Raw genomic sequence first — 12,731 nt, forward strand, 5'->3', positions numbered from 1 at the left:
CGCCGCGGCCGTCGGCACGCTGACGGACGCGACGCAAGCCGCGGCCGCCGGTCATCGTGCCGCCGTGACCGACCCCGACCTGCGCCTGCACCTCGCGCCGCTCCGCTTGAAGGACGCCCGTGAGTTCGTCGCGACCTGGCACCGTCACCACCGGCCGCCGCCCGGCATGGTCTTCGCCGTCGGCGCCGCCGACCAGCACGGCGTGCTGCGCGCCGTCGCCGTCGTTGGCAGGCCCGTCGCCCGGCACCTCGACAACGGCCAGACCCTCGAGGTCACCCGTACCGCCACCGACGACACAATGCAACGCTAACAGCCTTCTCTATGAAGCGAGTTGGCCGAGTAGCGAAGGTCCTCGGGTGCAGCAGGCTGATCACCTACACGCAGGCCGGCGAGACCGGCGCCAGCCTGCGCGCGGCAAGGCTAGACCGTCCTCGCCTACTGCCCGCCCCGCCGAGGCTGCCACTGCACCAGCCGGCCCCGCCGACAACTCGGCACCGACTACGTCGCCCGCACGCTCTGGGAAGCATCAGCCGGAGACTAACGGTGGTGGGGATTGAGGGGACAGGGGTAGGGGTACCCGTGACATATGTGACGGAGGTCGCCTGGACGTCGGTCTGCCGCCTACTCGTGTGAGCACCCCTGGTCGGCCGGCGGTTGGCCTGAGGCAGTGAACCACATGATTCACTGCTTCGCCCCAGGAGCGGAGTCCAGAACTTCCGAGTCTTCAGGTTGTTCTACTCCGGTTTGTCTCTCGCGAAGTCCCCGGTATAGACTTACGTCATCGAAAGGGCTTTATTGCTGTCGCCACCAGCAAAGAAAGAACTTATCTGTTTGCTCCGCTTGTGATTATTGCCCAGATCGCAAGTAATCTGAGTCGAAGTCTAACTAGCTTTGATCGGATTGTTTTCTTCTTGGATCAAAGATTTCCGACATCTACCTGTCGGGAAGCATGGTGATGCCGTCCGGTCTCACCCCTCAGAGTGCACACCGGACGGCCGGCAACCGCTACGCGGCGACATCACCTAGGGTGTGGCCAGGGGCTGGTATCCCCTGGCCACACACAGCCTCAAAGCAGGCGGAGCAGCTCCACCAGCACCCTCAAGGCCTCAATGGCGATCATGCGCCACTGCCAGCGGCGTCCCTGGTCATCCGGGCCAGGGTCCGACTCGTCGTCATCTCCTGGCCTCGTTCGAACCGTCATGGAACGCTGCTCCCCTCCGAGTTTTCGAACACTCAGGCCGGGCGGCCCGAGGCGCGCAACTTCACGCGTACACGGGGGAGGGGCAGGAACTCCTGAATGCAGTGCCGATGCTGATCCTAGGGCCACCATCCGGCCGATAACAAATTCAGTCCGAATGCGCATATCGTTTCGATATGTATTCCCTGAGGTGCCATCCGCTGACCTGCGATGACGCATTTCTATCGCGTAGCACGCTGGCCAATACGCGTAGGCACCCGGCCTGTCGTAGACGGTCGCCATCATGGAGGCGGTACACCGTTGCCCGACCCATCCCCCGCCCGAGGTCGCCGATGCCTCCCCGCCCTCCGCTGCCGCCCACGCCGTCGCCGTCCGTCGCCTACGCGACGACCCGGCCGCCAGCGACGGTGAACGCGCGTCCGCTCGGGAACAGTTGAACCGCATGCAGGCCCGGTAGGGACGCTCGGAGATCCGGCCGCCGGCCGGCTGGCGCCCACGACCGCCGTACCTACGGCTCCCGCACGCTGGCCACCCTGGACCTGTCCAGCCACGAGATCGCCGCCCTCATCAAGGACGAGATCAAGGCCGCCCGCGCACCGCTGCCCCGCACCGGCACGCAGGACGGGACCGTGGTCGCCCGCAGCCCGATCCGCGACGCCCCCAAGGGCACCCGCATCACCGTGCGGCACCGGCAGTTCACCGGGAACTCGGCAATCGACATCGCCATCCACGGCGTCCCGCTGGACTGGGCCATTGACGGCGTCAAGCAGGTCGGGCCGGGCCGAACCTGGCGACGGCTCTCCGAACCCTGCGCGGCCCTGGCTGACGCCGTGGCTGCGATCAGCGGGGCCTACAAGTGGCGCGGCGACGACACCCTCATGCAGGACTACGTCGACGTCGGCTTCTACTCCACGTCAACCTCTACGCCGCGTCCGGCGAACACCTCGTCACCTGAACTGGCGGACATGGAGAAGACGACGCAACGACCCGCCAGGCGGTAGGAAGACCCTCAGCGCGGATGCGAGTGGCCAGTGCGGTGTAGCTGGAGAAGCTGCCCCTGGAGGGCTTCCGTCCGCCCACCCGGGGCGCAGCGAGAGCGCTGCGCCCCGGGAACCACACGATCAGGTGAACGTCTCCCCTTGGCCCTGCCCCGGCACCTCATCTTGCCCGTACGCTCCGCAGGAACGGTCAGCGCCTGCGGACACTGACCGTCACCGCCAGCGGGGCGGCCGGAGAGGTGCTTGGGGTGGGCAACGGCGCAGTTGCGGGACTGGAGCCACGATGTGGACCCGCGAGGCTTCACTGATCCGACGCCCCGGGAGTCGGCCGCTGATGCGTCGGCGAGCAGGAGTTCGACCTCAGCCCCACCGGTTCAGCGGTACTGCTCCGGGGTCTCCACCTCATCCGAGCCGTCAGGAACGTATTCCGCCCCGGGGTTCGCGACCTCGGCGACGACGATCCAAGGCCGGTCCCCGTCCCGCTTGCAGACCGCCTGCAGGCGCAGGTTCGCATCCCAGTACCCGTCCACCCAGTCCGCCACGTTCTCGAACCAGCTCGGCGCCGATGAGTTTTCCATCTGCCGGAACGTGACGTTGCCACGTTCCAGATCCCGGATGACGCTCTGGCGGCCGGGCGCGGCGACTCCGTCGACCCCGGGGGTGAATCGGGCCGGCCCCCAGATCACCGACTGCAGCTCCGCGCGTTGTTCGTCGTTGTAGTGCGGTCTGGCTGAGTGATCCCACCCGGCCTCGTCGCGCACCGTGAGGGTGATCGTGTCGAGGTGGTCCAAGCCGACCGGCCCGTCGAGTGTGGTGGTGAGCCGCAGCTGGTGGGAGCCCAGGCGGGTCAGGCTGAAGGTCAGTTCGGGGGTCAGCTCGCGGTGCCATCGGTCGCGTTCGATCTGCGCCACCTCCCGGGCGGTTTCTGCCGAGTCCGCGGCGGCGGCCGCCGCCTTGCGGGTCGTCCAGTAGGCCATGACCGCGGTGACCACCACCCCGGCTGCGGCCGCGATGGCGCCGAGCGCCGTCCAGTCGTCAGTGTTCATGGCGGGGGACCGTAGCAGCGGTGGCGGCAACGCAGGGGTGGGATGATGGGCTCGGGACGTGATCGTTGCTCAAGGACATGCCTCTCATCGTTGTGGCCCCGGTCGCCCGGTAGCCGCGACCGTCCCCTTGCGGGCGTACGAGCCGCGCCGCCGGCCACCGCCCGTCTCGGAGAGGTGCCGCCCGTGGCTGCTGGCCAGCAGCCACGGGCACGGCGCAGTGACAGGGCCACGCAGCGTGCCGTGGGGCCGCCTACTGGCAGGGGCGGAGGGAATTCGGCGTGAAGCTGTCTCCGCCTCCGCCTTGGTCAGCGGCCGCGGAACGGATCCGGGCGGTCCCCGCTGAGGTTGCCGTGGACGATCTCCGCGACTTCCCGCGCGCCGGCCTCGGTGGCCGGTGCGTAGAGGGAGAAGACCCGGCTCTGTGGTTGGTTGACCATCACGTCCCACCCCCCGTTGAGGTAGATGCCCACCGCCAGGCCGGTGCGGCCGTTCCCGCCCCAGACCGGCCCGCCCGACAGCGGCTCCACCGCTGCACCGGTCCGGCCGGCCGACAGTGTCAGGACCAGACCGGCTTCGGTGAGCCCGGTGGTGAGTGCCTTCGTGAGCTGTTGGAGCTCGGCCACCGATCGGTTGGGCCCACGGTGGCGGTGCTTGCTGCTGGTGGCCTCCGTGGCGGCTGTGACCAGCCAGCCCAGGTCCGTGCTGGTGCGCTCGTGGCCGTGCTTGGCGGTGGCCGCGTACAGGTCGTCCAGGAGGAGGGCGGCCTCGAGTTGGACGGTCGGCCCGCACAGGCCGGCGAGTCGCTCGTAGGCGCGCGTGACGACGGCCGTGGACTGCGGCGAAAGGGCGGTCCTCATGCTCTCGTGCTCCTTGGTCATCGTCTGCGCGCTCAGCGGTACTGGTCGGGGTCGAAGCTGGTGCTGTTCTTCATTAGCCAGGTGGCGACGGCGAAGACGGTGTCCGAGTGGTGCCCGGCGCTGGCACCGGGCTGGAACGGCTGGTCCGCCACCGCCCTCCAGCCGCCCGCCCGGTCGGAGTGCCGGCCGAACAGGACGGAGAGGTGGTCGGCTACCTCGGTGTACGCCTGCGGGTGGGCTTTACCCCAAGGCCGGGTAGTTAACGGATTTTGCAGGTCACGCAAGGGAGTTGGTTGGCTCCTGGGTGACGGTTGTGTAGATGCCGGGGCCGCACCCGCTGCCGCCGGGATCGGAGCAGGGCGGTGAGAACCCTGCGTCCGATGAGACCGACCGGCTTGACGGTGGCGGTGACGACGTCGCCGGCCTGGACGACCTGGTCACGGGCGGCCTGGAGGGCGACGGTGAACCCGCAGTGGTCCGGATCGGTGCCCAGGACGGATTCGGCGGCGTCGACCATGACCGTCCGGAGCGGGGGGCGGCCTCGGAACACCTGCGCGAGGCGATCACCAAGGCGTACGCCCGCACCACGGATTAAGGCGGTGGAGTCCGCCGCCCACGCCACCGTGCAGCCCAACCACGCCCGCGCGACGCTAGGCACGATGCTCGGTGAACTGCCCAAGATCGCCCACAAGCTGGTCTTCGACATTGAGGGCAGCGATCCGCAGGACGGCGTCGAGATGGTGCGACGGATGATGCTGCAGCTGTGGGACGGCCAAACCCAGCCGACACGGCAAGCAGCGTCCCACCCGCAGGGAGATCCAGGCCGAGGCCGTGGCCGCCGTTCACCTCGCCGCGGTGCTGGTCCAATACTTCGCCTCCAGGGCGATCCGTCAGGCATAGGTCCGGGCCTGGCCGGCGCTGGGCGCGTTGTTCGTTTACGGATACGTTCGGTGGTGTTCTCGCTACGGCGGCCAGTCCGGGCGGCCCTGAAACGTGACTGGCCCGGCCACAACTGGGGCCTGATCGCCGATGAGAAGATCCGCGCCGCCTGACCGAGCATCGGGCCCGGGGCGGCCGCTTCACGAATGACGTGGGCGGCGGCCCGCGCCCCCTCGATTCAGGGCCAAGGCGGAGTGGGTGAACCATCCGGATCCAGCCCATACGGCCACCTCTCCCTGTTGACCAGGTAGAGGTAAAGCCGGCCGGCGTCGGCGACCTGGCGGTAGAGGATCTCGGCGCTCTCCCGGTCGCCGGCCCGGTCCCGCATCCGCGCCAGGTCGACCAGCGCGTCCGTGTGGCCCGCCTCGGCGGCCTCCCACGCGAGAGCTTCCGCACCCTCCCGGTCCCCGGTCTCCTCCCGCATCCGCGCCAGACTGCTCAGGGCGATGGTGCTGCCGGCTTCAGCGGCCTGCCGGGCGAAGGCCTCGGCGCCCTCGTGGTCCCCGGTCTGCTCCCGCATCCGCGTCAGGTACGCCAGGGCGTCGGCGCTGCCGGCGCCGGCGGCCTGCCGGTAGAGGCCTTCCGCGCCTTCTCGGTCACCGGTGTTCTCCCTCCTCTGCGCCAGGCTGGTCAGGGTGTCCGTGTTGCCGGCGCCGGCGGCCTGCAGAGCCAAGGCTTCCGCGCCCTTGCGGTCGCCGTCCCGCTCCCGCATCCAGGCCAGGCCCGTCAGAGCGTTGGTGCTGCCGGCGTCGGCGGCCTGCCGGTACAGGTCTTCGGCGCCCTCGACGTTCCCGGCCCGTTCCCTCCTCTGCGCCAGATCCACCAGGGCGTCGATATAGCCGACGTCGGCAGCCTGCCGGTACAGGTCTTCGGCGCCCTCGAGGTCCCCGGCCCGTTCCCGCATCCGCGTCAGGACGATCAGGGCGTAGGTGTCTCCGGTTGCCGCAGCCTGCCGCATGAAGGCTTCGGCGCCGTCGCGGTCGCCAGCCCGTTCCCGCATCCGCGCCAGGTCCGCCAGGGCGTTGGTGTCGCCTGCCTGGGCGGCCTGCCGGTAGAGAGACTCGGCGCCTTCTCGGTCACCGGTGCTTTCCCTCCTCTGCGCCAGGCTGGTCAGGGCGTCCGTGTTGCCGGCGTCGGCAGCCTGCCGGGCGAAGGCTTCGGCGCCGTCGCGGTCGCCAGCCCGTTCCCGCATGCGCGCCAGGCCCGTCAGAGCGTTGGTGCTGCCAGCGTCGCGGGCCTGCCGATAGAGGGCCTCGGCGCCCTCGCGGTCCCCGCTGTTCTCCCGCCTCTGTGCCAGGTCCATCAGGGCGTCGGTGTGTCCGGCCTCGGCGGCCTGCTGGTACAGGGTTTCCGCACCCGCCCAGTCCCCGGTGTTCTCCCGCATCCAGACCAGCTTCGTCAGGGCACCGAAGTGGCCGGCGTCGGCGGCCCGGCGGCGGAGGTAGTGCGCCCATTGCAGGCGGTGCCTGATCTCGGCGGATTCGGCGAGGCGGTTGAGGTCGTCGGGCCGAGTGAGGTGGGTGTGGGCGGCGTTCCAGAAGGAGGCGGGCGGGCAGCGCCACGTGCGGGTGGAGCGGCCGTGCTGCTCGAGGTAGTCCGCGAGGCGGAACATCGGTCCCGCCGCTGAGCCGAACGCCGCGACAGTCACCGGCCCGCCCGGAGGACGGAGCGGGGGACGGTCGGCGGTGCGGCGTAAAGGGGCCTGCTTACCGTGGACGGGGCGGGCGAGATCGGCGAAGGCTGCCTCGGCCCAGTCCTCTGTGAGCTGATCCCAGGCGTGGTCGGTGATGTAGTCGGCTGCGGCATCGGTGAGGAAGGCCTGCGGGAGTTGGAGGCCCACCCCGAGACGGCGGGCGTCCATCGCTGCCTCCAGCAACGCCCGAACGGCTGGAGTGCCGTGGTCGTAGCGGCGCAGGAGTTCGGGCGCTCCGGCGAGGTCCTGCGTGATGCGTCCGTGCGCGCGAGCACGGGTGAGGGCGTCGGCCAGTAGGTGGTCGCCGCCTCGCGCGAGAGCGGTGGCGGCGTGGAGTGCGTTCCGGTCGAAGGACTCGGGAACAGAGACGGTGCGTGCGGCGAGGAGTTCGCGGACCCGGGTGTGTGGGTCCGGTGCCCCCGGGTTGGGCAGAGCCGTGTAGCGGCTGGCGTACTCGGGCCACAGGGTGCCCAGGATGAGGACCGGCCGGCGGGCGGAGTGGGTGAGGAGGGTGTGGAGGGCGGCCGCGATGCGCTCGCCGGCCTCGGGATGGCCGAGGTAATGCTGAGCCTCGTTGAGCCACACCACCGTGCGCGGCGTGACGCGTTCGAGATCGGCGAGCGCAGCCTCGGCCCGCGACGGATCGAAGGGGTGCCACAACGCCCACCCACGGGCGGCAAGGGGCTGGACGGCCTCCCAGCACGCCCGTGTCTTGCCGGTCGAGGACGACCCGACCAGAACCAGCATCCCGCTGGCGCCCTGCGCGGCCTGCCGCACTGTCCCGGCCAGGACATGGTCGTGGTCGCGCGTGACATAGCCGGACAGCGCCACACCCACCGGCCGCCGGAGCCAGCCGCGGCGGCTTCGGCTCCGGCGGGATGAACCTCCAGATCGTGGGGGTCCCACTCCCCGATCGGCGCGCCCGGACCCGCTGCCTGCATGGCCGCAGGGCCAGCCTCTTCGGCTGCGGTCCGCCGCAGGGCCAGCAGGTCCTGCAGCTTCGTCCACAGGCCCAGTTCGCGGGCGATGGCCGTGACCGTCTCAGCCGACGGGGCGGGAGCGTCGGTCCGAAAGGCCTCCTGAACGGTGGTACGGCCCAGCCCCGCTCTGCCGGCGAGCTGGGTCTTGGTCATCCGGGTACGGGCCAACCCGTCGGCCAGCGTCTCGCGTGAGCTGCTCTGGCCTTCTTGGAGTCCCTGATGTCTGGGTTTGTTACGATCCAGGCGTAAGGAGAACCACGAGCAGTGCCAGCACCACGCAAGTACCCCGATGAACTCCGCGAGCGCGCCGTACGCGAGGTCCGCTCGACCGGCCGCCCCGTCGCCCATGTGGCCCGCGACCTCGGCATCCACAAGGAAGCCCTCAGGTCCTGGGTCCGTCAGGCCGAGGCCGACGCCGGCGAGCGCGACGACCGCCTCACCACCGTCGAGCGCGACGAGCTGAAGGAACTCCGCAAGGAAGTCGCCGAGTTGAGGCGGGCCAACGAGATCCTCAAGGCCGCCAGCGTGTTTTTTGCCCAGGAGATCGACCGTCCCCGGACGAGGCCGAGCAGGTGATCGACCACCTGCGCGACGGCTTCGGGGTCGATCCCGTCTGCCGGGTGCTGGAGCTGTCGCCGTCGACGTACTTCGCGCGCAAGCAGCGACCGAAGTCTGCCCGCCGGCTCCGCGACGAAGAACTGATTCCACTGGTCACAGCGGTGTGGGAGGAATCCGGCCGCACCTACGGGGCCCGCCGGATCACCCGCGCCCTGGTCCGCGCCGGCCACCAGGTCGCGCGGTGCACCGTCGAGCGGCTGATGCGCGAGCTTGGCATCGAGGGCGTGATCCGCGGACAGCGCCGCCGCACCACCGTCCCGGGGCCGATGGCGCCGCGTCCGCCGGACCTGGTCAACCGCCGGTTCACCGCCCAGCGCCCGAACCAGCTGTGGCTGGCCGACCTGACCTACGTCCGGACCTGGTCGGGCTGGGTCTACGTGGCGTTCGTCCTGGACGCGTACTCCCGCCGGATCGTGGGCTGGCAGGCCGCCACCCACATGCGGACCGACCTGCCGCTGGACGCGCTGGAGATGGCGCTGTGGCGGCAGAAGATCAAGAAGGACGCCGACCTCATTCATCACAGCGACCGCGGGTCGCAATACGTATCCATTCGCTACACAGAGCGATTGGTCGAGGTCGGCGCCTCGGCATCCGTCGGGTCCGTCGCGGACTCGTACGACAATGCGATGGCCGAGGCCCTGAACGGCACGTTCAAGGCCGAACTGATCGAACATCAGGGGCCGTGGCGGGACTTCGACGAGGTCGAGCGGGCCGTCTTCCAGTGGGTCGCGTGGTACAACAGCGAGCGCCTCCACTCCGCCCTCGGCTACATGCCGCCCGACGAGTACGAGCAGGCGTACTGGACGCGACTGGAGCAACACCCGCAAGTCGCTTGATCACACGATCGCGGACTCCATGAAAGTCGGGGCAGCTCACGCGCAACCTCGCAAGAGCCACCTCACGCTCGCCCACATGTCCCCCAGCCCCGGGTGTTCGCCTGTGTTCATCATCGTCCGGCCGAACCCCGGTGAACACCGTTCCCGCCACCTTGGGTCACGCCAGCACCCCACCGTGTATCGGGAGACCACCGTGACCCACCTCAGCGTCGTTCTGCTTACGACCGCCTTGGTCGTCGTGTTCGCTCTTCTGGCGGCCGCAGCCGCCGGCACACTCGCCCGCCTCGACGGCGCCACCTACCCCACTGCCCTCATGCGGGCGGCCACCGCCTTCGCTGCCGTACTCACCCTGGCTGCCGCCGTCACCGGCGCACTCGCCCAGTTCCTGCCCTGACCGTCCGCGATGCTTCCCGCCAGGTAAACGCCAAGCCGACCCGTGGGCCCCGCAGGCAAGAGATTCTTACCCCGGGGCCCAGTCGTAGGGCGCCTGCCTCCTGGCTGCGCCCGCACGCTCTTGACGGCCCGCCACCCGTGGGGGAGCGTCGTGCAAGTCCGTGTAACCGACCTGGTACGGGAGGCCGTCGTGACGCTACGTTTTCTGGGGATCTGGCCGAACACCCCATCCGACCAGTCCCCGACGATCTGGCTGGAGGAGGAAACCGGGGACCTGATCATCCAGTCCTGGAAAGCGGACGAGGAGACGGTCCGGCAGGCGCAGGAGGTCGGCTCGGTACCCGGTCACACGACGGACGTCCCGGAACACGAGACGGTGATCCGGCTGCCCGCCAACATGCTGCAGTTCATCCCGCGGCCCGACGGAGAGGCGAAGCGTGGCAACACCGGTTCGTGAGGCGCTCGCCCGGGCGCAGCGCTCGGCGGTGCATCTGGAGATGCGCGACTCCTACATGCTGGACGATCCGGAGTTCCTGGCCTTCCAGCAGGGCAAGCGGCTGGACCCGGCCGATCGCGGCTCGTGGTGGCACGGGTGGCACGAGGCGGTGGCCGAGGCGGTGGGCCGCGGGGTGGTGGTGCGGCGGGCGCGGATCGTCTCGGAGCCGGTGCACGACTACATCCGCTACGAGCACGACCTGACCTTCGGCAACCTTGCCGCCGGCGAACAGGTCCGGTGGCTGCCGAGGCGCAACACCAAGGACCTGTGCCTGCCGGGGCTGGACTTCTGGGTGTTCGACGACCAGGTGGTGCACTACCACCACTTCACTGGGGACGGGCAGCTCGCCGAGATAGGCGAGGAGATCCTCCAGGATCCCGCCCTGGCGAAGCACTGCGCCGCGGCGTTCGAGGCGGTGTGGGAGCGCGCCGTCCCGCACGACCGGTACTCGGTCTGACACGGTCACCCGCACCGGCAGCCGGACACCATGCCAGCTTCTCCGTCGTCCAGCGCCCAGGCCGCCCGCAAGGCCGTGGCGGAGCGCCTGCGCGAGCTGATGCTGGACGCTGGCCTGAACGGCAAGCAGCTGGCCGCCCGGTGCGGGTGGACCCCCGCCAAGACCTCTCGCATCATCAACGCCAGGACGCCGCCTTCCGACGCGGACATCCGGGCCTGGTGTGAGGCGTGCGGCGCCGACGACCAGGCCGCGGACCTCATCGCCCGCAGCCGCCAGGCCGACGAAATGTTCCTGGAGTGGCGCCGGATGGAACGCTCCGGTCTGCGCCAGGCCCAGCAGTCCGTGCGGCCCCTGTACGAGCGCACCCGCTCCTTCCGCGCATACGCTCCGTGGGTGCTGCCCGGCATTCTACAGACCCGCGACTACACCACTGCGATCCTCACCGCGATCCGCGACCGCCGCGGCCTGGTCGACGACGTCGAAGCCGCCGTCGACGAACGGATGGAGCGCCAGCACATCCTCCACGAAGGCCGGCACCGCTTCGCCCTGCTCATCGAGGAGAGCGTGCTGCGCAACGGCCTCGGCGGCCGCCCGGTGATGCTGGAGCAGCTGCGCCACCTGCTCACCGTCGGCCGGCTGCCCAGCGTCAGCCTGGGTGTGGTGCCCATGCGGCCCGACCGGGACAACGGCTGGCCGGTCGAGGGGTTCTGGGTTTACGACCAGGCCCAGGTCAACGTAGAGCTGGTGTCCGGATACCTGACGATCACCCAGCCCAGCGAGATCGCCATGTACGAGAAGGTGTTCGCCGAGCTGTCCGACCTGGCGGTGCGTGGCGCAGCGGCGCGGGCTCTGATCACGGCGGCGATCGACGTACTCGGATGAAGCCGTGTAATCCCGTGCAACTTCGTTGAGTGAGCCTTCCGTTACTCCCTAGCGTCGTTGATGCCGCCCGGTGCGAGGACGGGGCCGATCCCCCTCGGCACCGTGGACGCCCCGGGCGGCGACCAAGCCCTCCGACGCGCTGGAGTACCGCCATGCCCGCACTCACCCAGGTCGACGGCATCCTCGGCCCGCGCGCGGTCAGCTCTTCGATCCAGTGGTCCACGCCGGGAGTCGCCCGAGGCCGTGCCCCCCTCCTGACCGCCGCCCACCGCGACCGCGAGATCGTCCGCAACCCGCACCTCACCGAGGACTGGGCCGAGTACGCGGTCCGCTCCCCGAACCTGCTCGCCGCGGTCCAGGCCGTCCTCGGGCCGGACGTCGCGGTGGAGAACACCTTCCTCGTCGTGAAGTGGCCCGGGAAGGCGTTCGACATCCCCTGGCACCAGGACGGCATCGACGCCCACCTGGAACTGCACCCCGAACGGTCGGTGTCCGCATGGCTGGCCGTCACCGACACCACCGTGGCCAACGGATGCCTCGAAGTAGCCCCGGGCTCCCAGCGCCTCGGCTACCTGCCGGTCGAGAAGGAGCCGACGAACTGCGCCGAGCGCGGCCGGGCCGACCAGGCCCACGGCTTCACCCCGGAGACCACGATCCCCGTGCCGCTGCGCGCCGGCTGCGCCGTCCTGATGGACAGCCGCCTGGTGCACCGATCCGGCACCAACACCAGCGACGGCGCCCGCATCGGGCTGAACGTCCGCTACACCGCGCCGGACGGCATCCTGCGGCGCGATGCCACAAGTCCCAGCATCGTGCCGATCAGCGGCACGGGCTGGTAGTCCGCCAGGACAAGGGAGAGGAGAGCACCACTGTGACCATCCTCGACACGCTCGACCAGGCGACCGCGGTGACCCGCGTGCGCGTCCTGACCGGGGAGGACGCCGACGCGGCCCGCCGCGCCGACAAGACCCCGATCGGCAAGTCCGACTGCACCTACTACTGCCCCGACGCGGCGACCGCCCAGCGGTGCATCGAGGCCCTGCGCGAGTCCGACGAGCGCCTGCGAGGCCGCCCGGAGGAGCTGATGCTCTGGGACTGGCAGTGCACCTACTGGGAACCCGAGCCGGGCAACCCGAACGGCGGCGGCACCGTCCTGCTGGGCGTGGCCTGGTACGACCCGGAGTTCTTCGCCGACCGACGCGACGCCTGGTTCGGCGCGATGCACCAGAACATCTACAAGAGGCTGGGCATCCCGCTGGAGGACATCACCGTCACCCACTGGTCCCTGATCGCGTGATCTGAGACCAGGAGCACGAAGGGGCCGGACTCCAGCAGGAG

General features: G+C 70.0%; 15 protein-coding genes. 11 read left to right on the forward strand and 4 right to left on the reverse strand.

The genetic code is table 11. The features are described from left to right. Nucleotides 1–64 precede the first annotated feature (64 nt). Nucleotides 65–310, forward strand: a complete 246-nt coding sequence (locus J5Y04_RS42320; protein WP_245205799.1) for an XF1762 family protein — start codon at nt 65–67, stop codon at nt 308–310. A gap of 1,517 nt (nt 311–1,827) precedes the next feature. After that, the gene (locus tag J5Y04_RS31370) at nt 1,828–2,199 is read left to right on the forward strand and encodes a hypothetical protein (RefSeq protein ID WP_209415783.1); all 372 of its coding nucleotides are present in this window, start codon (nt 1,828–1,830) and stop codon (nt 2,197–2,199) included. Nucleotides 2,200–2,570: 371 nt separating this feature from the next. On the opposite strand, the gene J5Y04_RS31375 is transcribed toward J5Y04_RS31370, so the two are convergent. From J5Y04_RS31375 to J5Y04_RS31385, 3 genes are all read right to left on the reverse strand, one after another. Next, nucleotides 2,571–3,242: a hypothetical protein gene (locus tag J5Y04_RS31375; protein ID WP_209415784.1), complete on the reverse strand. Its 672-nt coding sequence runs from the start codon at nt 3,240–3,242 to the stop codon at nt 2,571–2,573. A 305-nt stretch (nt 3,243–3,547) separates the two neighbouring features. After that, nucleotides 3,548–4,099 (reverse strand): hypothetical protein, encoded by a 552-nt coding sequence (locus tag J5Y04_RS31380; protein WP_209415785.1) that lies wholly within the window; start codon nt 4,097–4,099, stop codon nt 3,548–3,550. A 32-nt stretch (nt 4,100–4,131) separates the two neighbouring features. After that, entirely contained in the window at nt 4,132–4,383 is a 252-nt protein-coding gene (locus J5Y04_RS31385) for a hypothetical protein (protein WP_209415786.1), read from the reverse strand. A gap of 35 nt (nt 4,384–4,418) precedes the next feature. On the opposite strand from J5Y04_RS31385, the gene J5Y04_RS31390 reads away from it, so the two are divergent. Further along, the gene (locus tag J5Y04_RS31390; RefSeq protein ID WP_209415787.1) at nt 4,419–4,694 is read left to right on the forward strand and encodes a hypothetical protein; all 276 of its coding nucleotides are present in this window, start codon (nt 4,419–4,421) and stop codon (nt 4,692–4,694) included. Between the two features lie 4 nt (nt 4,695–4,698). Then, nucleotides 4,699–5,151 (forward strand): hypothetical protein, encoded by a 453-nt coding sequence (locus J5Y04_RS31395; protein ID WP_209415788.1) that lies wholly within the window; start codon nt 4,699–4,701, stop codon nt 5,149–5,151. Nucleotides 5,152–5,216: 65 nt separating this feature from the next. Here J5Y04_RS31395 and J5Y04_RS31400 read toward each other — a convergent pair whose 3' ends face one another. After that, a complete protein-coding gene (locus J5Y04_RS31400; RefSeq protein ID WP_245205800.1) occupies nt 5,217–7,562 on the reverse strand; it encodes a hypothetical protein in 2,346 nt (781 codons plus the stop codon). A 413-nt stretch (nt 7,563–7,975) separates the two neighbouring features. On the opposite strand from J5Y04_RS31400, the gene J5Y04_RS31405 reads away from it, so the two are divergent. The 7 genes from J5Y04_RS31405 (at nt 7,976) to J5Y04_RS31435 (ending at nt 12,690) form a co-directional block, all read left to right on the forward strand. Continuing rightward, a protein-coding gene (locus J5Y04_RS31405; RefSeq protein ID WP_209415789.1) for an IS3 family transposase occupies nt 7,976–9,165 on the forward strand; the annotation gives its coding sequence in 2 pieces (ribosomal slippage) (nt 7,976–8,240 and nt 8,240–9,165; 1,191 coding nt in all). Between the two features lie 193 nt (nt 9,166–9,358). Next, entirely contained in the window at nt 9,359–9,559 is a 201-nt protein-coding gene (locus J5Y04_RS31410) for a hypothetical protein (RefSeq protein WP_209415790.1), read from the forward strand. A gap of 189 nt (nt 9,560–9,748) precedes the next feature. Next, nucleotides 9,749–10,015: a hypothetical protein gene (locus tag J5Y04_RS31415; protein ID WP_209415791.1), complete on the forward strand. Its 267-nt coding sequence runs from the start codon at nt 9,749–9,751 to the stop codon at nt 10,013–10,015. Continuing rightward, nucleotides 9,996–10,511 carry a DUF6879 family protein gene (locus J5Y04_RS31420; RefSeq protein WP_209415792.1) on the forward strand — a complete coding sequence of 172 codons (516 nt, stop codon included), beginning with the start codon at nt 9,996–9,998 and terminating at the stop codon, nt 10,509–10,511. Before J5Y04_RS31415 ends, J5Y04_RS31420 begins: the two co-directional genes overlap by 20 nt. Nucleotides 10,512–10,541: 30 nt before the next feature. Next, a complete protein-coding gene (locus J5Y04_RS31425) occupies nt 10,542–11,393 on the forward strand; it encodes a helix-turn-helix transcriptional regulator (RefSeq protein ID WP_209415793.1) in 852 nt (283 codons plus the stop codon). Between the two features lie 152 nt (nt 11,394–11,545). After that, a complete protein-coding gene (locus J5Y04_RS31430) occupies nt 11,546–12,232 on the forward strand; it encodes a phytanoyl-CoA dioxygenase family protein (protein ID WP_209415794.1) in 687 nt (228 codons plus the stop codon). A 32-nt stretch (nt 12,233–12,264) separates the two neighbouring features. Beyond that, the gene (locus J5Y04_RS31435; RefSeq protein ID WP_307853388.1) at nt 12,265–12,690 is read left to right on the forward strand and encodes a hypothetical protein; all 426 of its coding nucleotides are present in this window, start codon (nt 12,265–12,267) and stop codon (nt 12,688–12,690) included. The last annotated feature ends 41 nt before the right edge of the window (nt 12,691–12,731 follow it).

The sequence above is a fragment of the Kitasatospora sp. RG8 genome, from assembly GCF_017813315.1.
Lineage (GTDB): Bacteria > Actinomycetota > Actinomycetes > Streptomycetales > Streptomycetaceae > Kitasatospora.